This is a genomic window from Nocardia sp. NPDC050697 (genome assembly GCF_040654395.1).
Taxonomy (GTDB): domain Bacteria; phylum Actinomycetota; class Actinomycetes; order Mycobacteriales; family Mycobacteriaceae; genus Nocardia.
On sequence record NZ_JBFAHY010000001.1, the window covers coordinates 486,332 to 506,127 of the forward strand.

Annotated in this window: 19 protein-coding genes and 1 pseudogene; 10 read left to right on the plus strand and 10 right to left on the minus strand. The window is 71.1% G+C overall.

Annotated features, from left to right (window positions below; all coding sequences use genetic code 11):
• Window positions 1-68: 68 nt before the first annotated feature.
• From AB0H71_RS02460 to AB0H71_RS02475, 4 genes are all read left to right on the plus strand, one after another.
• Window positions 69-812 (plus strand): SDR family NAD(P)-dependent oxidoreductase, encoded by a 744-nt coding sequence (locus AB0H71_RS02460; RefSeq protein WP_357014121.1) that lies wholly within the window; start codon window positions 69-71, stop codon window positions 810-812.
• A 433-nt stretch (window positions 813-1,245) separates the two neighbouring features.
• Entirely contained in the window at window positions 1,246-2,007 is a 762-nt protein-coding gene (locus AB0H71_RS02465) for a hypothetical protein (protein ID WP_357014123.1), read from the plus strand.
• A gap of 83 nt (window positions 2,008-2,090) precedes the next feature.
• Window positions 2,091-3,065 (plus strand): LacI family DNA-binding transcriptional regulator, encoded by a 975-nt coding sequence (locus AB0H71_RS02470; protein WP_357014124.1) that lies wholly within the window; start codon window positions 2,091-2,093, stop codon window positions 3,063-3,065.
• 73 nt (window positions 3,066-3,138) lie between these two features.
• The gene (locus AB0H71_RS02475; RefSeq protein WP_357014126.1) at window positions 3,139-3,645 is read left to right on the plus strand and encodes a thioesterase family protein; all 507 of its coding nucleotides are present in this window, start codon (window positions 3,139-3,141) and stop codon (window positions 3,643-3,645) included.
• Here AB0H71_RS02475 and AB0H71_RS02480 read toward each other — a convergent pair.
• The 5 genes from AB0H71_RS02480 to AB0H71_RS02500 form a co-directional block, all read right to left on the minus strand.
• Window positions 3,629-4,225 carry a TetR/AcrR family transcriptional regulator gene (locus AB0H71_RS02480; RefSeq protein WP_357014128.1) on the minus strand — a complete coding sequence of 199 codons (597 nt, stop codon included), beginning with the start codon at window positions 4,223-4,225 and terminating at the stop codon, window positions 3,629-3,631. The two genes, AB0H71_RS02475 and AB0H71_RS02480, sit on opposite strands and share 17 nt — an antisense overlap.
• Before the next feature lie 122 nt (window positions 4,226-4,347).
• Entirely contained in the window at window positions 4,348-5,691 is a 1,344-nt protein-coding gene (locus tag AB0H71_RS02485; protein WP_357014130.1) for an MFS transporter, read from the minus strand.
• 99 nt (window positions 5,692-5,790) lie between these two features.
• A complete protein-coding gene (locus tag AB0H71_RS02490) occupies window positions 5,791-6,768 on the minus strand; it encodes a TIGR03621 family F420-dependent LLM class oxidoreductase (protein ID WP_357014131.1) in 978 nt (325 codons plus the stop codon).
• Complete coding sequence (locus AB0H71_RS02495) at window positions 6,765-7,982, minus strand: cytochrome P450 (RefSeq protein ID WP_357014133.1); 1,218 nt, start codon at window positions 7,980-7,982, stop codon at window positions 6,765-6,767. The genes AB0H71_RS02490 and AB0H71_RS02495 overlap by 4 nt, the downstream gene beginning before the upstream one ends.
• Before the next feature lie 21 nt (window positions 7,983-8,003).
• The gene (locus AB0H71_RS02500; protein WP_357014135.1) at window positions 8,004-9,230 is read right to left on the minus strand and encodes an aminotransferase class I/II-fold pyridoxal phosphate-dependent enzyme; all 1,227 of its coding nucleotides are present in this window, start codon (window positions 9,228-9,230) and stop codon (window positions 8,004-8,006) included.
• Window positions 9,231-9,581: 351 nt separating this feature from the next.
• Between AB0H71_RS02500 and AB0H71_RS02505 the strand changes: the two genes are divergently transcribed.
• Window positions 9,582-10,373, plus strand: a complete 792-nt coding sequence (locus AB0H71_RS02505) for an IclR family transcriptional regulator (protein WP_357014136.1) — start codon at window positions 9,582-9,584, stop codon at window positions 10,371-10,373.
• Window positions 10,374-10,469: 96 nt separating this feature from the next.
• On the opposite strand, the gene AB0H71_RS02510 is transcribed toward AB0H71_RS02505, so the two are convergent.
• Together AB0H71_RS02510 and AB0H71_RS02515 are read right to left on the minus strand one after the other, a co-directional pair.
• The gene (locus AB0H71_RS02510; protein WP_357014138.1) at window positions 10,470-11,252 is read right to left on the minus strand and encodes a hypothetical protein; all 783 of its coding nucleotides are present in this window, start codon (window positions 11,250-11,252) and stop codon (window positions 10,470-10,472) included.
• On the minus strand, window positions 11,249-11,968 hold the full coding sequence (locus AB0H71_RS02515; protein WP_357014140.1) for a hypothetical protein: 720 nt from the start codon (window positions 11,966-11,968) through the stop codon (window positions 11,249-11,251). Before AB0H71_RS02515 ends, AB0H71_RS02510 begins: the two co-directional genes overlap by 4 nt.
• Window positions 11,969-12,177: 209 nt before the next feature.
• Between AB0H71_RS02515 and AB0H71_RS02520 the strand changes: the two genes are divergently transcribed.
• The 3 genes and pseudogenes from AB0H71_RS02520 to AB0H71_RS02530 all read left to right on the plus strand — a co-directional run bounded on the left by AB0H71_RS02520 (window position 12,178) and on the right by AB0H71_RS02530 (window position 15,529).
• Window positions 12,178-13,671 (plus strand): MFS transporter, encoded by a 1,494-nt coding sequence (locus AB0H71_RS02520; RefSeq protein ID WP_357014142.1) that lies wholly within the window; start codon window positions 12,178-12,180, stop codon window positions 13,669-13,671.
• A gap of 506 nt (window positions 13,672-14,177) precedes the next feature.
• A pseudogene (locus tag AB0H71_RS02525) lies at window positions 14,178-14,441 on the plus strand (homogentisate 1,2-dioxygenase); the annotation flags it as partial.
• Window positions 14,426-15,529, plus strand: a complete 1,104-nt coding sequence (locus AB0H71_RS02530; protein WP_357014143.1) for a fumarylacetoacetate hydrolase family protein — start codon at window positions 14,426-14,428, stop codon at window positions 15,527-15,529. The pseudogene AB0H71_RS02525 and the gene AB0H71_RS02530, both read left to right, overlap by 16 nt.
• A 6-nt stretch (window positions 15,530-15,535) precedes the next feature.
• Here the strand turns inward: AB0H71_RS02530 and AB0H71_RS02535 are convergent, their stop codons facing one another.
• On the minus strand, window positions 15,536-15,991 hold the full coding sequence (locus AB0H71_RS02535) for a hypothetical protein (protein WP_357014144.1): 456 nt from the start codon (window positions 15,989-15,991) through the stop codon (window positions 15,536-15,538).
• Between the two features lie 89 nt (window positions 15,992-16,080).
• The gene (locus AB0H71_RS02540) at window positions 16,081-16,224 is read right to left on the minus strand and encodes a hypothetical protein (RefSeq protein WP_357014145.1); all 144 of its coding nucleotides are present in this window, start codon (window positions 16,222-16,224) and stop codon (window positions 16,081-16,083) included.
• 132 nt (window positions 16,225-16,356) lie between these two features.
• Between AB0H71_RS02540 and AB0H71_RS02545 the strand changes: the two genes are divergently transcribed.
• Both AB0H71_RS02545 and AB0H71_RS02550 read left to right on the plus strand, forming a co-directional pair.
• Window positions 16,357-16,608, plus strand: a complete 252-nt coding sequence (locus tag AB0H71_RS02545) for a LapA family protein (protein ID WP_357014147.1) — start codon at window positions 16,357-16,359, stop codon at window positions 16,606-16,608.
• 291 nt (window positions 16,609-16,899) lie between these two features.
• Window positions 16,900-17,277, plus strand: coding sequence for an SHOCT domain-containing protein (locus AB0H71_RS02550; RefSeq protein WP_357014148.1), 378 nt, complete (start codon window positions 16,900-16,902; stop codon window positions 17,275-17,277).
• A gap of 16 nt (window positions 17,278-17,293) precedes the next feature.
• Here the strand turns inward: AB0H71_RS02550 and AB0H71_RS02555 are convergent, their stop codons facing one another.
• A complete protein-coding gene (locus AB0H71_RS02555) occupies window positions 17,294-19,678 on the minus strand; it encodes a LuxR C-terminal-related transcriptional regulator (protein ID WP_357014150.1) in 2,385 nt (794 codons plus the stop codon).
• Between the last annotated feature and the right edge of the window lie 118 nt (window positions 19,679-19,796).

Here is a 19,796-nt window from a genome sequence, read left to right on the forward strand (position 1 = left end):
CCGCCCCGCGCCCGCCCCGGCCCGGCCCACACTCGCCTCGACAGCCGGGCGGCGGAGGAAGGGACGCGATGACGCGAATCTCGCTGGAACTGAAGGACAGGGTCGTGCTGATCACCGGCGCCGGACGGGGGCAGGGCGCCGAGCACGCGCGCCGGCTCGCCGGGCTCGGCGCAGCGGTGGTGCTCGCCGACCTCGACCGCGCGGAGGTCGAGGCGGTCGCGGCCGAGCTGCCCGGCCCCGCCGAGGCCGTCGCGCTCGACGTGCGCCGCGCCGCTGACTGGCAGGCCGCGGTGGCCCGCACCCGGGACCGCTTCGGCCGCCTCGACGTGCTGGTGAACAATGCCGGGGTGGCGCCGCGCGCGCCCCTCGGCGAACTCGCCGAGGCGGAGCTGCGCTTCGTCCTCGACGTCGATCTGATCGGCGCGGTCCTCGGCATGCAGGCCGTGCTGCCGCTGATGCGGGCGGGCGGCGGCGGTTCCATCGTCAATATCGCCTCCACCGCGGGGATGACCGGGTATGCGGGCGGGCTGGCCTACGCCGCCGCCAAGTGGGGGTTGCGCGGCGCCACCCGCTCGGCGGCCAAGGAGCTGGGCCCGCTCGGCATCCGGGTCAATGCCGTCTGCCCCGGCGCCATCGACACCGCGATGGTCTCCGCGGCGACCCGGGCAGGCGGGGGAGCGGTGGCGAACCTGCCGATCGCGCGGGTCGGGCGGCCGGACGAGGTCTCCGCGCTGGTGGCCTTCCTCGCCTCGGACGCGAGCGGCTACTGCACCGGCCAGGACTTCGTGATCGACGGCGGCGCGCTGGCCTGAGCGGGTGACCACCCAGCGGGACAGCGGTCCCATCGCCGGTTCGGCGGCTGTCACCATCGAGACCGCGGAGAAGAATGCTCGGCGCACCGCGGGCCGCTGTGGTTCGGCAGGCACGCGTCACCCGCGAGTGCGGCGAGTCGGCCAGGTCACTTCCTCCGATGCGCCGGGGCTGTCGGCGCCGCTGTGCGCGAGCAGCACCATCCGAGCCGCCATCGGGCCGCTCCGCTCGGTCTCGGCGACCTTCACCTGAAAGAGGCCACATGAGCAGGAGCAAAGTCGCGATCATCGGCGCGGAGAACGAACGCGTCTACTCCGGTCCCCCGCTACCCGCGGTCGGCCGGCGACGGCGGATCGGCGGCCAGGAGGACCCGGCCGGTGCCATCACTCCGGAACCGCCGACTGTGGCCGGGGGGCCGTCGTGACGGGCTGCCCGATGGTGTTCTTCTCCTTTGTCGCGCTGCCCGACGCGACCGCTGAGGATCATCGCTCCTACAACCACTGGCACCTGTTCGACCATCGGCCGGAGAATCTGGCGCTCCCCGGTGTCGCCTGGGGTGATCGGTGGGCGCGACCGCGCAAAGGCCGACTCCACCCACAGGTGCCGGAGTTCGCCGATGTCGACTACGTGGCGATGTACTGGTTCAACGAGCCCTTCGAGGAATCGGTCCGGCAGTGGAACGATCTCGGCTCGGATTCCTTCCAATGGGGGCGCGGACCGCTGATTCCGGGCGTGCGGCGCCCGCTGCTCGGGTTCTTCCGCCCGGTGAAAGGCTATGCCGCCGCCGCTGCGATGGTGTCGGCGGACGTGCTTCCCTACCGGCCGAATCAGGGGTTGCATCTGACGCTGACCCGGTACAGCGAACCATACGGCCGTGCCACCCACGAGCATCACCGCTGGGAGGATCGGGTACTGCTGCCCGCACTGCTCGATGTCGAGGGGGTAGCAGGGGCGTGGACGTTCTCCTTCGACCATCATCAGAACGTGACGATGCTGCCCCGGGAGGCAGGCGACGACCCGAGGGGATCGCTGCGGATCCGGCTGCTCTACCTCGATGAGGATCCTTTCGAGGTGAGCCAGCGCATCGACACCGCGACCGCCTCGACCGCCGGTGAACTGGATTCGGTGGCCGCGGCGAGCGGGCAACAACTGTTCGCCACGACCCTGCGGACCATCGTGCCCTTCCAGGACTGGTAGGACGGCGCCGGTGTTCGGCACGTGCTAGCTTGACTCCGAGTACGAGGGTGCTCGGGCAGTGGTGGAGGAGGGCGGCTGCGGAGATGCCGGCATCGAGCAAGCGGGTGACAGCGGCTGATGTGGCGCGCGCGCTGGGACTTTCGCGGGCCACGGTCGGCTTCGTCCTGAACAACACCCCGGGGCAGACGATCCCGGAGAAGACCAGGCAGCGAGTGCTGGCAGAGGCCGAGCGGCTCGGCTACCGTCCGAATCACGCGGCGCAGGCACTGCGTCGTGGCAACACTCGCCTGGTCATGTTGCTCATGCCCGATTGGCCGGTCGAGACCAGCCTGGCCGGGTTCCTGGACGAGGTGTCGTTCCGCCTCGATCAGGCCGGCTACACGTTGGTCACATACACCCGTCGGGCGGGGGACCGGGCCCGGCCGTTGTGGGAGACGTTGCATCCCGATGTCGTCCTCGGCTTGGGCGAGCTGGACGAGGTGAGTGTCCGCTCCGCGAAGGTCAGTGGCGCGAAGGTCGTTCTGACGCAGTCGATCGCGGATTCGGCACTGACCGCGGCCGGGGCGAGATTGCAGGTGCGGCACCTGTACGAGCGTGGCCATCGCCGGCTGGCCTTCGCGCTGCCCGAGGATCGCCGGCTGGCCGAGCTGGCGGCCACACGCTGCGAGGCGGCCCGCCGGGCAGCGGCGGAACTGGGGCTGCCGCCGCTGGACGTACGCTCCCTTGCCGCCGGTGACGACACCGCGGCACGAGCGGTGCGGCAGTGGCGCGATGCCGGGATCACCGGTGTTCTCGCCTACAACGACTTCATCGCGGCACTCGCGGTCGGTGCGGCGGTCCGCGCAGGCATCGGGGTCCCGACATCGCTCGCGGTCATCGGCCACGACGACGCACCATTCGGGCAAGCGTTCGTACCCGCGCTGTCGAGTGTTCGCATGGGCATCGGCGAGCTCGCCCGCTACGTGGCCGACCTGGCCCTGCACGGACTCGGTCACACCGGCACCGCCCCGGCCCCGCTGGTGCCCGACTTCCGGATCGTGCACCGCGAATCCTCCTGACCCCCGCGCGGTGGTCGTTCCGGTGAGCGGAACTTCGAATCCGAACTGCGCCTGCGTGCGCCAAGATCGCCGCATGGGCGCCATACCACCGACCGCGGAACAGATCCAGAACCTTCCGGCCGCACTCACCGCCTCCGTCACCGCCGCCCACACCGACGGCAACGGTCACATGAACGTGCTGCACTACCTCGACCACAACTCCAGGGGTGCAGACGCCCTGGTGCGCGCGGTCGGAGTCGACGAGAGCTATCGGCAGCGCGGCGCGGGGTTGTTCACCGCCGAGCACCACCTGGTCTACTACAGCGAACTGAGGGAGGGCGACGAGTTCTCGGTCCACCCACGGGTGCTCGAGCGCAGCTCGAAGGCTATCCACATGATGACCTTTCTGCTCGACACCGGGAGGGCGCGCCTGGCGAACACCCTCGAGATCATGCTCGTCCACGTCGACCTCGGGGCCCGGAGAGCGAGTCCGCTGCCCGGCGATATCGCCGCCGGGCTGGACGAGCGCCTGGACCGATCCCGTGCCCTCGGCTGGCCCGCCCCGATCTGCGGCGCCATGCGGATCAGAGAGAGGGAGTGACCGCCGCGAGACCGGCCACCAGCAGCCGCATGCCGCGCAGCATGATGCGCTCGACCTCGGCGAACTCACCGCTGTGGCCGGCGTCCACCCAGTGGATGTAGGCCTGGCGCATGGTCTGCATGACCAGCTGCGCGGGCAGCGCGCGCAGGAACGGGTCGGTGCCCAGATCGAAATGCCTGCACAGGAATTCGGTGATCTCCCCGCACAGCCCCTCGCCCCACTCCAGCCAGCGCAGCCGGTAGGGCGGGGTGCTGATCATCAGCTCCATGAACCTGCGATCGAACTCGGGCACCTGACGCCGGTGCACCTCGGTGGTCAGCGCGTGCGCGAGCAGCTCGGCCGGGTCGGCGTCGGCGGACGCGGTGCGCAGGATCTCGACGATGAGCTGTTCGCTCTGCTTGAACAGCGGCCCGAGCACATCCTCCTTCACCGGGAAGTGGCGGTGGAACGTGCGGGGAGCGATTCCGACGATCGCGCAGATCCGCTCGACGGTCGCCGAGGTGTTTCCCTCGGCGATGAACAGATCGCGCGCGGTGAGCGCGATGGTCACCCGGAGCTCCTCGGCCCTGCGCTCGGTCAAGGTGGGACGAGCCGTCTTCTCCACCACACCTCCCGGTAGTCGCGATCGTGTCAAGAACTGACATTGTGTCATCTCGTGCCGATTCGGTGGGGAGCCAGGCACGGGCCTCGGCTGCGGCCCGCTCATCGGTTCTGGCTCTCGGCCGGGAGCACCGTCGGTGCGGTGGCGGCAGCGATTCGCCCGAGATCCTGGCCCTTGGTCTCGCGCACCCGCAGGATGCACAGCACCGTCACCAGGCCGCACCCCAGTGCCAGCCCGATCAGCGGAGCGCTGCTCGGGCCGTCGACCAGCAGGGCGCTCGCGATCAGCGGGGTGAAGCCGCCGCCGAGCAGCGCCGCGAACTGGTAGCCCATCGAGGCGCCGGTGTAGCGCACCGCGGTGCCGAACATCTCCGACAGCAGCGCGCCCAGCGGCGCGAACATCGCCGATTGCGCGATCTGGCCCGCCACCAGGGCGGTGAACAGCAGCGGCACCGAGCCGGTGTCGACGAGGGCGTAGATCGGCCAGGCCAGCACCACGATGCCGACGGCACCGCCGAGCACGACCGGCCTGCGACCGACCCGATCCGAGAGCGCGGAGAACAGGGGAATGGCCACCAGCGCGGTGCTCGACACGAACAGCAGCCCGGTCACCGCGCTGGAGCGGTCGTAGCCGATGGCGGTGGCGTAGCTGATCATGTAGCTGCTGAGCAGCGCGGTGAGGGCGAAGGGGCCAATCCCGATCCCGCACGCCAGCAGCAGAGTTGCCGGCCGCCGCACGATGGCCAGGAACGGCACCGTCGGCGCGGGCTCGGCTCCGGCCGCCGCCTCCCGGAACACCGGGCTCTCGCTGACCCCGATCCGCAGGTAGAGCCCGGCCGCGAGCAGCGCGATGCTGGCCAGGAACGGAATGCGCCAGCCCCACGAGATCAGGTCCTCGTCCGGCAGTTGCGCGACCACGGCCACCACGCCGGTGGAGAGCAGCGACCCGATCGGCGACCCCATCTGCATGATGCCGTTCCAGAAACCGCGCCGGGCCGGGTCGGCGTGCTCGGTGACCATCAGCGTTGCCCCGCCCCACTCGCCGCCGATCGCCACGCCCTGCACGACCCGCAACAGCACCAGCAACAGCGGTGCGATCACCCCGACCGCCTGGTAGGTCGGCAGGACGCCGATGAGGAAGCTCGCCGCCCCCATCAGCCCCATGGTCAGCACCAGCATGGACTTGCGGCCGATCCGGTCACCGAAGTGCCCGAAGATCACCCCGCCGATCGGGCGGGCGACGTAGCCGGCCGCCAGGGTCCCGAACGCGGCGATGGTGCCCAGCGCGGGGTTCGAGCCCGGGAAGAAGACCTTGTTGAAGACCAGGGCCGTCATGGTGCTGTAGAGCAGGAAGTCGTAGTACTCGATCGCGGTGCCGAGCAGACTGGAGATCGCCACGCGGCGCAGCTGCGCTGGATCGGAGTGCGGGGTCGGTGCCGAACTCATGGAAGCCTCCGCTTCGGGTAAGAAAGACGACGGTGCCATCGTGGCGGGCACGCACCGCGGCCGCATTCGGTGCTTCTGGTCAGTGGGATTTCGCCGATGTCAGCGCGATTGCGGGTGCAGCGCCGCGACAAGTGGGGCGATCGACTCGAAGTCGGCGGCGCCAAAGTCGACGTAGTTGAGCCCCAGTTCGGCACGGCGGGTGTGCAATTGGTCCAGGCACTGCTCGACGGTGCCGACCAGCAGCCCCGTGGAGCGGCGCCCGATCGCTGGGTCGACGTTATAGCGCGCGCATACCTCGCGCAGCGCCGCGTCGGTCTCGCTCGCGCGCTCGACCACCCGGCAGGTCCAGGTGATCGACAGGTAGTCCAGCGCGTCCGGGTTCCGTCCGGCGCGCTCGGCGCCCGCCCGCGCCCACGCGATCTTGGCCGCCATCGCCGCGGGCAGCATGTCCTCGATGACGCCCGCGTCGTAGGCGGTGCCGCGCGCCAGGTTGGCGTGCACGCCGACGATATCGGCGCAGCGCCCGGCCAGCGCGAGCATTCGCCGCCCGCCCCCGCCGATGACCAGCGGCGGGTGTGGACGCTGGACCGGTGCGGGCGTGCCCGCCAGCCCGTTGATCGTGTAGTGGGTGCCGCGGTGCTCGACCGGCTCCCCGCCGAACAGCCCGGTGATGATCGTGATCGCCTCGGTGAGGCGATCGACCCGCTCCGGAGCCGGATCGAAGGTCATCCCCGCGGCCGCGTATTCGGCGGCGAGGTACCCGGCTCCGAGGCCGAGATCGAACCGGCCCCCCGCGATCAGGTCGAGCGTGGCGGCCGCCTTGTGCGTGATCACCGGATGCCGGTAGTCGTTGGCCAGGACCAGCGCCATGACGCGGACCCGTTCGGTCACCGACGCGATGGCCGCCAGCGCCGGGATCGGGTCCTGGCGGCCGGTCAGGAAGTGGTCGGAGACGGTGATGGCGGTGAGTCCACTGCGGTCCATCCGCCGCAACCGCCGGTGCCAGTCCGCGATATCGGGCTGCACCGGCGGCGCGTAGAGCGCGGTCTTGAAGGGCCGCACGATCGGGAGCGTCATCGCACTCGCTCGTAGCGCACCGGGACCACCTCCGGCCCCGCGATGACGCCACCGGCGGCCAGTTCGACCTCGCCGTCGATGGCCAGGTCGCGCCACCGCCTGGTGAGCACCTTCAGCCCCTCCTCCATCTCGGCCTTGGCGACCGCGTGGCCGAGGCAGTAGTGCCCGCCGTAGCCGAAGCCGATGTCGAACAGCGGCGCGGGGCGCAGCGGATCGAACCGGTCCGGATCGGGGAAGGCGATCGGGTCGCGGCCCGCACCACTGACATTGATCGTCACCGTCTGGCCCGGCTCGAAGTCGATCCCCTCCAGCGTCAGCGGTTGATCGACCACCTTCACCTGGCGCGGGGTGGCCGGATGCAGCCGGATCGCCTCGTTGATCGCCGCGGGGATCAGCCGCGGGTTCGTCGCGAGCGTGTCCCACTGCCCGGCCTGCACGATCGCGCGCACCGCCGAGGCCAGCTGGTAGCGGGTGGTGTCGTGCCCGGCCAGCAGCACACCGGCGATGTGCCAGACGATCTCGACATCGGAGATGTCGGCCTGCTCCGCCTCCCTCGCCTCGATCAGGTCGCTGATGAAGTCCTCGCGCGGCTCGCGCCTGCGCTGCTCGACCAGGTGCGCGCTGTAGTCGTGCACCGCCCGCAGCGCGTCTTCCAGCGCGGGCACCCCCGGCCAGATCGGCTCCTGGCCGAGCAGCCGCAGTTTGACGGTCGCGTTCGCGAAGGCGTCCACCTCGTCGAACGGGATCCCGATGAAGCCGGCGACCACGCCGATCGCCAGGTGGTGGCTGTACTCGGTGACGAAGTTGATGGTGCCCCCCTCGTCCAGCCGGTCGACCAGACGATCGGCGAGCTCGCTCATCATCGGCCGCGCCTGCGCGATGCGGGTCGGGCGGAAACCCTTGAGCAGGATCGGGCGGATCCGGTCATGGTTCGCCGTCCAGGTCAAGTTGAGATTGCCGTCCACCAGGTAATCGATGATCGGCCCCGTGGTCAGCCCCTTGTCCAGGAAGAACTGCGGGCTGCGCGGCACGAGCCGGTCGTCGCGGTAAACCCCGCGCACGGTGTCGTAGGCGAAGACCTCGGCCCCGGTCCTGCCCTCGGCCGCCCGCAGCCGATCGGCGCCGCGGCCCAGGAAGTGGTTCGGGTCGTCGAGGAACTCTTGGGTGTGGGTGTCCAGGTAGGGCAGCTTCTGCGGTGCTTCTGTGCTGGTCACGGCGCAGTCTCCGTTCGTCGGTCAGTGGGCGGCGGCCGGGGCGTAGCGCCCGGCGAAGTCGTGGATGCTGGCGACGACGTGGTCGAGCTCCTCGGCGGTCATGCCGTGGCTCATGCCGAGCGACATGCCGCGCTCGAAGACCTCGTCGGCGTTGGGCAGCCCGCCCGCGGGGATCCGGTACTCCACGCCGCGCATCATGGGGTGGCGGGTGACATTGCCGCTCCACACCGTGCGGGTGTCAATCCCCGCGCCCTCCAGGTGCGACTGCAGATCGGCGCGGGCGAAACCGGCGTCCTCGCGGATGGTCACCGGATAGCACAGCCAGGCCGTATGGAAGTCCGGGAGCGGACGCGGGAGCCGGAACAGCGTCGGGTAGGCGCCGAAGGCGCCGCTGAACGCCTCGAAGATCTCGGCGCGGCGCCGGTAGTTCTGGCCCAGCTTGGACAGCTGCACCAGCCCGAAGGCCGCGCCCAGCTCCGAGGGCTCGAAGTTCCAGGGCAGCACGTCGAAGATGAAGTCGTTGTCGTAGGCCACGCCGTCGAGGTCCTCGCGGAAGACCCGGCCGGTCTTGGCGGCCTGGGAGCCGAACAGGTGCGGCTCCGAGCGCCTGCCCCACCGCCGCAGCATGAGTCCGCGGTCGCGCAGCCGCTCGTCGTCCACGCAGACCATCCCGCCCTGGCCGGCGCAGGTGATGATGTGCGACATCGCGAAGCTGGTGACGGTGATGTCGGAGCGGCTGCCGGTCCTGGTGCCGCGCAGCGTGGTGCCGATGCAGTCGCAGGAATCCTCGATGACCTTCAGGCCGTGCCGGTCCGCGATCTCGCGGATGGCGTCCCAGTCCGGGGCGTTGCCGGCCAGGTTGGGCAGCAGGATCGCCTTGGTCTTGTCGGTGATCAACTCCTCGATGGCGGCCGGATCGGCGTTGTAGGTGTCGGGTTCGACGTCGACGAATACCGGAATCCAGCCGCCGCGCACGATGGGGGAGACATCGGTGGAGAAGGTCAGCGGCGAGGTGATGACCTCCGAGCCCTTCGGCAGCTCGAGCAGCTCGAGTGCCAGGTACAGGGCCGACGAGCCCGAGTTGCACATCAGCCCGAGCCGCTTGCCGTACAGCTCGGCGGTGCGGCGTTCCATCTCGGCGACGTTCTTGCCGATCTTGAGTGCGTAGGGGCCGCCGCGCAGCACCTCGAGGCAGGCGTTGATCTCGGCCTCGTCGTGCACGCTGCGCGCGTAGATGACTCTGGTCACGGTGTACTCCTCGGAAGTGGGCGACAGCGGGAACCGGCCGAGGGCGAACTGGTCGCCTGCGGCTCGGTCGAGTTGAAGTCGGCACTGCCCCAACGCTTTCGACTTGGCGGGGGAGTGCGGCCGACGCACCGAAGTGTGACCCGGCGCCGAACGCCGTCGTCTCGTTTCTCCCACTGACTGGACGCCGGCCTTGTCCGGGGGTCTCCCCGCCGTGCTGTTGTAGGCGGAATGCGGAATGCTCCTCGGCCGGTTGTGAGCTGCTTTACACACCGCTGAGTCTGTGGCTACACTCACATCTGTCATAATCTGACAGATAGGCAGAATCTGACCAGCAGGTCGGTGGAGGTGTACATGGCAACGGCGCAGATCGACGACGCTCCCGCGGCGATGATCGACAGGGTGGCTTCGCTACTCGAATCCTTCGTCGGTCAGCGGCCGCTGACCCTGGCCGAGATCGCCCGCCGCTCGCATCTACCGCGCTCCTCGGCGCACCGGATCCTGCAGCGCCTGGTCGAGCTGGGCTGGGTCGAACGCAACGACTTCAAATACGCGCTCGGGTTCCGCATGTTCGAACTGGGCTCCCAGTTCACCCGTCAGCGCAGCGTCCATCGCGCCGCGCTGCCGATCATGACCGAACTGCACCGCCGGACCGGGCTCACCGCCCACCTGAGCATGCTCACCGGTGCTGAGATCCTGCACCTCGAAAGGGTCGGAATCGCTCCCGGGTATGCCGCGGAATGGGCAACGGGGGCAAGGCAGTCTGCCGTACTGACGGCCGCGGGACGCGCGATGCTGGCCGAGCTGCCCGAAGCCGAATGGCCGGAGCTGTCCTTCCCCGGGCCGATCACCCCCTACAGCATCCACACCGCTGCCCTGCTGGACCGTGACCTCGAAAGGATTCGCGATCGTGGCGGTGTCGCCATCGACGCGCAAGGCAGCGCGCTCGGCATCACCGCGGTCGCGGCGGCCATCGAGAACGGGGGTGCGGGCGCGCAGTTCGCCTTCTCGCTGTCGGGGGCGACGCGAACCCTGCGTGTCGACGCCGCGATCGCCGAAGTGCGGACCGCGGCGGCGACCGTGTGGCGCGTCGCCGCCGGAGTTCCGCCGCTGCGTCCGCGCCCGGTTCTGGTCAGGCGCGGATAGCGACGCCGGACGATGGCTCGGCGGCCTGAGCTCGCCGAGCCGCCGTCCCGCGGTCACGCTCTGAAACGTTTCCGCACGGCGGCGCCGCGATCCCGCTCAGCCGCCGGAGCCCGAGCTCGACCCCGCTTCGAGACCATCGGCCGACCCGCTGGGCAGGCGCAGCGGAGAGTCCGGCACACCCGTTCCGTTCGGGTCCAGCAGTCCACCCTGGTTCGCGTACGGGCTCTGACCCGGCGCGGCCTGCAGGGTGAGCACGTACTTCCACAACCCGTCCGCGAGCGCGGCGCCACCGCCGACCAGCGTCCCGACTACACCTCCGGCTCCGGCGAAGGCGCCGAGGGCCAGGGGCAGGGTCGCCAGGCAACCCGGCCCGACCAGCAGGCACGATCCCAGTCCGACCGCGAGCCCCACCAACGCGCCGAGCACGCTGCCCGCGAAGCCGCCGATCCCGAGGTTCTTGCCGAGCTCACCGGCGAGGTAGTTCAGTGCCAGCTGCTCCTCGACCGGCGATGCGACGGGCTGGAGCGCGGCGGAGCGCACCGCGTCCAGGTCCGGGGTCAGCGCGAGCTCCCGCCCGTCGGCGGAGAATGCGTGCGCGATGGGGAAGATCCGGTCGTTGACGGCGAAAGTCAGCGGCAGGGTCGCGATCGGCACGCCGACCGAGTCGCTGACCTGCACCACATCCCGGTCCGGGACAACCGTGAACTGCCCGCCGGTGAGCGTGGTGACCAGTGTCCGGTCGTGCAGAACGGCACTGAACCGCGCGGGCGCGGCGGGCGCCGGTTCCGCCGAAGCCGGTGCGGCGGCGACGGTCAGCACGGCCACGGCAGCCGCGGCGACCGCGGTGGTGCTCCCCATGCGCACCGTGCGACGCCTCACTGGGGCACCTCGGCGGGAGCCGGGACTCCGCCGGGCTTGCCCTGCACCTGCGGGGCGTACTTGCTGCCGCCGACCGGCGCGTTGAGCGTGCTGAAGTACTCGAACGCCGCCGCCGCGGCGGTGGGACCGCCCCCGATGATGAGCCCGGTGATCCCGCCGACGCCCGCGGTGAGGCTCATGATGGGCAGCACCGCGACGATGCAGCCGAGGCTCAGCGCGACGCAGGCGGCGCCGGAGATCGCGAAGCCGACCGCGATGCCCGCGATCGCGCCGATCGCGGTGCCGACCAGGCTGCCGACCGAGGTGCCGATGCTCACCGCGTTGATCAGATCGTTCATGGCCAGCTGGTTCTCCAGCGGCGAGGCGATCGGCCGCAGTGCGGCACGGTCGAGGCCGCTCAGCTGCGGAGTCAGGGTGAGCGTCCGGCCGTCCGCCGAGATCGCCTGAGCCAGAGGAAGTTGCTGACCATCGATGGAGAAGGAGAGCGGCAACGTCTCCAGCGGCTCTCCGGCCGCGTCCCGGACCAGGATCGAACGGCTGTCTTCCGCGGGCGCGAAGGTCCCGTCGTCGAGATGGGTGACGACCGCACCCTCGGTAATGGTGGTGCTGTAGCCCACTGGCGCCTGGGGTGAGTCGTCGGCGTGCGCGGTGGTCACGCCCGCAAGAACGGCCGTGGCGGTCATCGCCGCGACCAGGGCTGATCGACGGAATTTCATGGATGTCCCTTATTGGTGCGTCGGGTCACACTGCCGCAGCAGGGAGACGTGCCTCACTAGCACGAGAAAGCACTGTAGGCCGATGGTCGAGGTGTTGTCACGCGCGGGTCCCGCTCATCGGGGCGCAGATAGCGCATATCGCGAATCGTCCGCGCAGATCGCTAGCACGAACTAGTGTCCTCGGCTGTTCGCCATCGAAAGGCACCCCCGTGGACTCACCGAGTACCCGAAACGCCTCGGCAGGCACCGGCATCGGCGCCCGCTACACCCTGCTGCTGATCGCCCTCATCTGGCCTGCCCAGCTCTTGTCGGTCATCGGACTGCTCGCCAGAAACGCGCAGGCACAGATCGCGGTTCACTTCCAAACCACGCAAATCGCCTGGTTCAGCCTCACCGCCGCACTCGTCGGCACCTTCGTCACCCCCTTCGTCGTCAAAGCCGCCGACATCTACGGCAAGCGCCGGATGATGATCGTCATCACCATCGCGGGCCTGCTGGGCGACCTCGTCGCGGCGACCGCGCCCACCTACGCCGTCCTCCTGATCGGCAAGGGCATCAGCGGTCTCTACATGCCCATCGCCGCCCTGGTCTACGCGATCGCCCGCGATGTCTTCCCGCGCAGGCTCGTCGGCCCCGCCAGCGGAATGATCGGCGGAGCCGTCGGGCTCGTCGCACTCGGCGGCCCCTTCCTCTCCGGGTACCTTCTCGACCACCACGGATTCCGGGGAGTGCTCTGGTTCCTCGTCGCAGCCACCGCGCTGAGCCTGGTCGCCCTCATCGCCTTCGTCCCGGAGAGCCCGATCCGAAACCGGTCCAGCACCTTCGACTGGGCCGGCGGCATCCTGCTCGGCACCGGCCTCACCGCCATCGTGTTCGGCGTCGGCAAGGGCAGCGAGTGGGGGTGGACCGCTCCCTCGACACTGGCCTGCGTGCTCGGCGGGCTCGCGGCGCTCGCGGCTTTCGTCCTCGTCGAGAAGCTGGTCGCGGAGCCGATGTTCCGGCTCGAATTGCTCGCCCGCAGGGAAGTCTGGACGGTCTTCCTCGCCACCGCCGTCCTCGGCGGAACCGTCTTCACCGCCGGAACGGTCACCCAGCTGCTCGCCCTGCTCCCCGCCATCCCCGGCGTCTCCGACGGCCTGGGCTACAGCGCGACGAAGATGGCGCTCATCGGCGCCCCCGCGAGCGCCCTCATCATCGTCGCCGCCGTGGCCGCCGGCGCGCTCGCGCGCCGGGTCGACACCAGGATCCTGCTTGCCGCCGGTGCGGTCTGCGTAGCCGTCGGATACCTTCTGATCGCCGAGTACCACTACACGGCCGAGCAACTTCTCGTCGTTGGAGTGGTCGGAGCCGTCGGCACGGGAATCGTGGCCGCCATCGCACCCATCATGATCATCGAAGCGGTCCGGCCGCACGAACAGGCCTTGGCGAACGGCATGCAGGGCATGCTGCAGGGAATCGTGACTGCCGTCGTCACCCAGGTGCTGTTCGTGGTCATGGCGAACGACGGAACTACCCTCCAGGGCACCCGGTTCTATCCGGACTCCGGCTATGTCGATGCCTACCGTGTCGTCGTCGGGCTCGCCGTTGCGGGACTCCTCCTCGTTGCACTGATTCCTCGCCTGCGCAAGCTAGATCAGGTCGAAGTCGGCGGCGCAACTCCGGATCGTTCCGACGAACTCGCGGAGGAGGTGGAGGACCGCTGAGCGGGACGGCGCGGCCGGTCACAGTGCCGGGGTCGGCCACACTGTTCGGCAGCCGCCGCATCGGCCCCTTCCGGAGAATCCTCCTTCGCCTTCCCGGACTCGACCACGTGACGGCCCGTGCCGCTGTGCACCGTCGTCGGGGGCAGGCGACGTGACCGACGTGCCTGGCCGGTCGAAGCGGCAGGCGCCGCTCGAGCGGGCGGCCGGCAGCAGCTGCTCGCCGATGGCCACGCAGCAGGCCGCGTGCCCGGACTCCAGCCCTGACGGGCAGGGTGCGGGTCGATACCGCACGACCCGCCGCTGTCCAGCCGCCGGATCGTCCAGGTGTGGATGGGCTGCCGGGGCAGGCGCATGCTCGCGGTCCCGCGAGGAGTGAAGCCGGCGCGGGGCACCGACGGGGCGCGGCGCGGATGTCCCGGCCGGTCGGTCTGCCGGAGTGGCTTGGTAGAACTGCTGCGACACCGAGATTCCGGCCGCTGGGAGCCCCGAAAACGACCGTCAGTGCGCACGCCAATGTGGACAGCGACGAGGTCATGTTCTATTGCGGCGGCGACTACGAGGCGCGCAGGGGGTCGGGGATCGGGCTCGGCTCGATCTCGCTGCACCCCGGCGGGCACACACACGGCCCGCAGCCCGGATCCGCGGAGCGCTCGCTCGGCGCGGAGCGGTTCGAGGAGACCGCGGTCATGGTCGACACCTTCGCCCCGCTCGGGCTCGGCGAAGGCGGGCTGACCTGCGAGGACCCCACGTATGCGTGGTCGTGGGCGTGATCGCGCCGTACGGGGTGTTCTCGATCGGCGGCGGTGCCCCGCGGGTGGGGGCCCGGGTGGGGGAGGGGGTCGTCGACCTCGCGGCCGAACTCGGCGACGAGGTGTTCGCGCGCCCGAGCCTCAATGCCTTCATGGCCCAGGGCCCGGAGCGCTGGGCCGAGATTCGTTCGCGCGTAACCGAACTCGATGCGACCTACCCGCTGGACGAGGTCTCCCTGCACCTGCCGGTGGAGATCGCCGACTACGTCGACTTCTACGCCTCCGAGCACCACGCGAGCACGCTCGGGAAACTCTTCCGCCCGAATGCGGCTCCGCTGCCGCCGAATTGGAAGCACATGCCGGTCGGGTACCACGGGCGGGCGGGGACGGTGGTCGTCTCCGGGACCGATATCGTCCGGCCGTGCGGCCAGCTCGCTACCCCGGACGGCCCCGTCTTCGGGCCGTCGCGGCGCCTGGATATCGAGGCCGAGCTGGGTTTCGTCGTGGGGGTGGGCGGCGCGCGCATCACCCCGGCGAACCTCGCCGAGCACGTCTTCGGCGTCGTGGTGGTGAACGACTGGTCCGCCCGGGATATCCAGGCGTGGGAGTACGCGCCGCTCGGCCCGTTCCTCGGCAAGAGCTTCGCCACCTCGATCTCGCCGTGGGTGGTGCCGCTCGCCGCCCTCGAGACCGCCCGCATCGCCACCCCGATCCAGGACCCCGCGCCGCTGCCGTACCTGCGCGGTGGCGAAGGCTGGGGGCTGGACATCGACTTCGCGGTGTCGTGGAACGGGCAGCTCGTCGCCCGCCCGCCGTACGCGGGCATGTACTGGTCGCCCGCGCAGATGCTCGCGCACCTGACCGCCAACGGCGCCACCGCGCGCACCGGCGACCTGTTCGCCTCCGGCACCGTCTCCGGCCCCGCCCGCGACCAGCGCGGCTCCTTCATCGAGCTGACCTGGAACGGCGCTGAACCGGTCCGGATCGGCGGCGAACCGCGCACCTTCCTGGCGGACGGCGACGAGGTCACCATCGCCGCGACCGCGCCGGGGCCGGACGGCACCCGGATCGAGCTCGGCGAGGTGCGCGGCCGGATCCTGCCCGGGTGACCCCGGTCAGGTGGTCTGGGTGCCGGACCAGCCGAAGGCGAAGCTGTGCCCCTTCGACGAGCACCCGGTGCCACCCCGCCCGCCGCCGTAACAGGTCGCGCCCGCGTAGCTGATGGTGCTGGCGTACCCATTGGGCCCGGGCGGCAGCTGCGGGCTCCCGGGGCGGCCGTGCGTCCGGAAGGCCGGGTGCGCGGGCAGGAACGGAATATCGATCGCCAGGTCGGTGATCGGGAAGAGATCGAACCACCGGGCCACCCCCGGCGGAATGTCGCAGCCGACATCGCCATTGGCGTGGATCGCGCAGTTCACGCCGCCCGTGCTGAAGTAGACGGTATCGCCGGCCAGGTACGGCGACAGCTCCACCTCCGCCGCCCGGATCGGCGCCGCCCCCGCCGTACCGGCCGCCCCCGCGGTCACCGCGAGAACGGCGACCGCCGCACCGAGCGCACTCGAGATCTTCATGGGACTCCCTCCTGTTCGCGGTGACCATAGCCGATCCGCATCGCCGGGAAATGCCCCCAATTCACCCGTTACCGCGGCCTGGTCGGCGGTCAGGTCGGGGTGTCCCCCTCGGATTGCATCTCCGCCGCCTGCTCCTCGGTGTTCGGCGGGGTCTGGTCGGTGGAGTCCGGCCGGTGCTCGACATCCTCGCGCCCGGCCTCGACGCTGTTCTTCCGCTCTTCGGGGTCGCTCATGATCGGGTAATTGACCGGAACGGCGGCGGGAAACGGGGTGGGCCGCGGGCTGATCTCACCCCGAACGGGTGATGACCACTGTCGGCCCAGCATGGATCATCAGGGGCGCCGATTCCGACCGGGAGGTGTGCCGTGCAGGCGAAGAGCGAGTCCGCGCCGCCGAGGCGGTCGCTGCTGGCCAGGGTCTCCGCGGGGCAGTGGCTCGCGCTGGTGTTCACGGTGTTGGCGGTGATCTTCGTGCTGTCCAACCGCCAGCGGGTCGATATCGAGTTCCTGCTGCTCACGGTGAGCTCGCCGATGTGGCTGATCCTGCTGATCATGTTCCTGATCGGGCTGCTCAGCGGGGCCCTGCTCATGCGCAGGAAGGGGCGCGCACCGCGCTGAACCCTCGCCCTCCGGTCAGCGGGGACGCCGCGTTCACGGCGTCCCCGTTAGGCGCTCAGCTCGGGTCGGGCCGCCAGGTGACCACCGCCGCGCTCAGCGCGATCACGGGGATCGACCGAGTCGGTGCTCCGACCGTGCCCGGTGCGCCGGACGCGGCCGGTCACCCCGCACGGGTGATCTCCCGCCGGGGGCGGGTGCGTGGCGCGGGTCACCCGGATCGGATGAGGGCGGGGCGGGGTGCCCGGCGCGAGGCTGGAACTCGTCAGCCGGACCCGCGAGAGAGGACAGACCGTGTCGTTCTGGGAGATCGTCGGAGTCGTTGTGGTGTCGTTCCTGTTCGCGGCCTACCTGATCGTGCTGTACCGGACCGTCACCGATCTGTTCCGCGACCACGCCACCTCGGGGTGGGCCAAGGCGGGCTGGATCGTCGCGCTGGTGCTGCTGCCGCTGCTCGCCGCGATGATCTACGTGGTGGTGCGCGGGCCGGGCATGGCCGAGCGGGCACAGGCCGCGTCGCTGCGCGAGTGGGAGGCGCGCAACGACTACGTCCGGGTGATCGCGGGCACCGACACGGTCGCCCGGATCAGCGAGGCCGGCCGGTTGCTGGACAGCGGGACGATCACCGAGGCCGAGTTCGCTCGAATCAAGGACTCGGTGATCGGCCGCTGAGCCCGCGGCGGGCCGGTCAGAGCAGCCCGGCGCGCCGGGCGTGCTGCAGGGTGCCCGCCCGGCTGCTGGTGCCGAACTTGGTGTAGATCCGGCGCAGGTGGGTCTTGACCGTGTTCACCGAGACGCCGAGCGTGTCGGCGATCTGCCGGGCGGTGCGGCCGCTCGGCAGCTGGGCGAGCACGGTGCGCTCGGTCTCGGTGAGCAGCGGGGCGGCGTCGCGCTCGGCGCCCGGATGGGTGCGGATCGCGGCGGCGAAGGCATTGTGCTCGATGAAGGTGCCCGCGTCGTCGTCGAGCAGCTCCAGGATGCCCGGTGTCTCCAGGAACGGCCGGACGATCCGCTCCGGCCCGGCCAGCTCCAGTGCCCGCAGCAGCGCGGCGCGGGCCTTGCCCGGGGTGCCGAGCGCGGCCTGCGCCCGTGCCTCGAGCAGGTACACCAGCACCGCGTGCTGCGGGACCGTCGCGCCGGGGTCCCGCTGCAGCGGATCGAGCAGCGCGCGGGTCTGGTCGGGGCGGTGCAGCCCGGCGGCGAGCACCGCCCTGGCCAGCACCACGCCGGGCCGGTCGCCGAGCTCGCCGCGGGCGTGGCCGAGCAGCAGCCGCGCGGTGCGCGGCGTTCCCGACTCCAGCAGCGCCCGGACCACGTGCGGAAGCAGCAGTTCGAGCGCGACGCGGTCGGGCAGCGCGGCGGTGCGCAGCAGCTCGGTGACGTGCCGGCGGAGCGCGTCGGCGCGGCGGTGCCGGTCGGCGTCGTCGCCGGTGCCGGTGAGCCCGTCGAGCACGGCACGGAGCGGGCCCTGCGCCTCGGTGCCGGGCGGCGGCTCGGTGCCGCGCAGGAAGGCGATGTAGGCGGCGGCCGAATCCGCCTCGCCGAGCGCGGGTTTCAGCCCGGCGACCGAGGCCGTCGTGGTCGCGGCGGCGGCCTGCTCGGCGCCCGCGGTGAGCCGCCCGCTCCAGCCGAGCAGCGTCGCCAGCCGGGATTCCGCGCGCAGGATCAGCCTGGGGTCGGCCGCCACCCGGGCCAGCGCCAGCGCCCGGTACAGGTCGTCGATCCCGGTCGCGCGGTCGCCGCGCACCGCGCGCGCGGTGCCGGACTGCACCGCGGTGTAGCCGTCCACCCCGGGGCTGCCCGAGGCCGGGACCACGTCCGGCAGCTGGACGTCGTCGATCCCGGTGGCCAGGGCGAGCGCGGTGGCCAGCGTGGCCGCCAGGACCAGCGCGACCAGCTGCCCGCGCGGCACCGCGGTGCCGTTGCCGGTGCGGCGGCAGGCCAGGTCCAGGTAGGTCAGCGCGTGCGCGGTGTCGGCGCGCTCCACCGCGTCGACGGCGCGCAGCGCCCAGACCGCCGGGTCGTCGGCCTCGACGCTCTGTGCGCCCGCCAACCCGTCGAACAGCGCCCGCCCCGCGCCCTGCAGGATCATCCGCAGCGCCGGATCGCCGAGAAAGGCGGGCAGCCCACGCTGACCGTTCTCGCCGAGAACGTGCGGCAGCGCGGCGGCGGGCGCGCCCGCGCCCAGGTGCCAGGCGGCGGTGATCCGGTGGCACTCGGCGCCGGCCCGGGCCCGCTCGGCGGCGCCGAGCAGGTGCGCGCGGACCAGCGGGTGGTAGCCGAACCACAGCGCGCCGTCCCGGTACACCGGCGCGAGCGGGAAATTCTCCCGCAGCAGCCGATCCAGGATCTCCGGCGCTGCCTCCCCGGCCAGCCGCCCGGCCAGCGCGGTGGTGAAGCGCTCCGGAATGCTGGTGCGGATCAAGAACGTCCGCACCGGCGCCGGCTGCGGCGCGATGAGCATGTCGGTGAGGAAGGCGCCCGCCTCGGTGGTCGGGTCGAGCAGCGCGGCCGCCGCCGCGCGGACGTCGGTGTGGCCGCCGAGCTCGGTGGCGGCGATCCGCACCGGGGCCGCCCAGCCGTGGGTGAGGCGGAGCAGGGCGTCCAGATCGATCCGCTCCGGCCGGATTCCGTACCCGGCGAGCAGGTGTGACGTCTCCTCACGATCGAGCGCGAGATCGGCGGCGCCGACCCGGACCACCCGGGTCTCCAGCACCAGTGAATGCCAGGCGAGCGGCGGGTCGCGGCGCGCGATCAGCACCAGCGCGGTGTCCGCCGCGTGGTGCAGGAAATAGTCCACCGCCGCCAGCGAACGGGGATCGCTGACGAGATGCGCGTCATCGATGACCAGCACCCGTGCGGGTTCGGCGGGGTGGCCGGGCGCGCTCCCGCCCCGGCGCGCGGGGGGCAGCAGATCGGCCACGGCGGGGCCGTCGGGATGACATGCAACCCAGTGCATCTCGGCTTCCGGCGCACTTTCCCGGAACTTGCGGAACCATTCCGCCACGGCCACGGTTTTCCCGCTGCCCGGTGGCGCGCAGACCAGCACCACCCGGCGGGGACCGCAGGTCACCGCGGAATCGAGAATGCGCCGGATCCGGCGGCGTGGGACGGGTTCGAAAGTGAATTCGGGTGAATAAGTCATCGTCTCCTGCTCAGGGGCTGGGAAGAGCGGCCGGACACCATGCCGC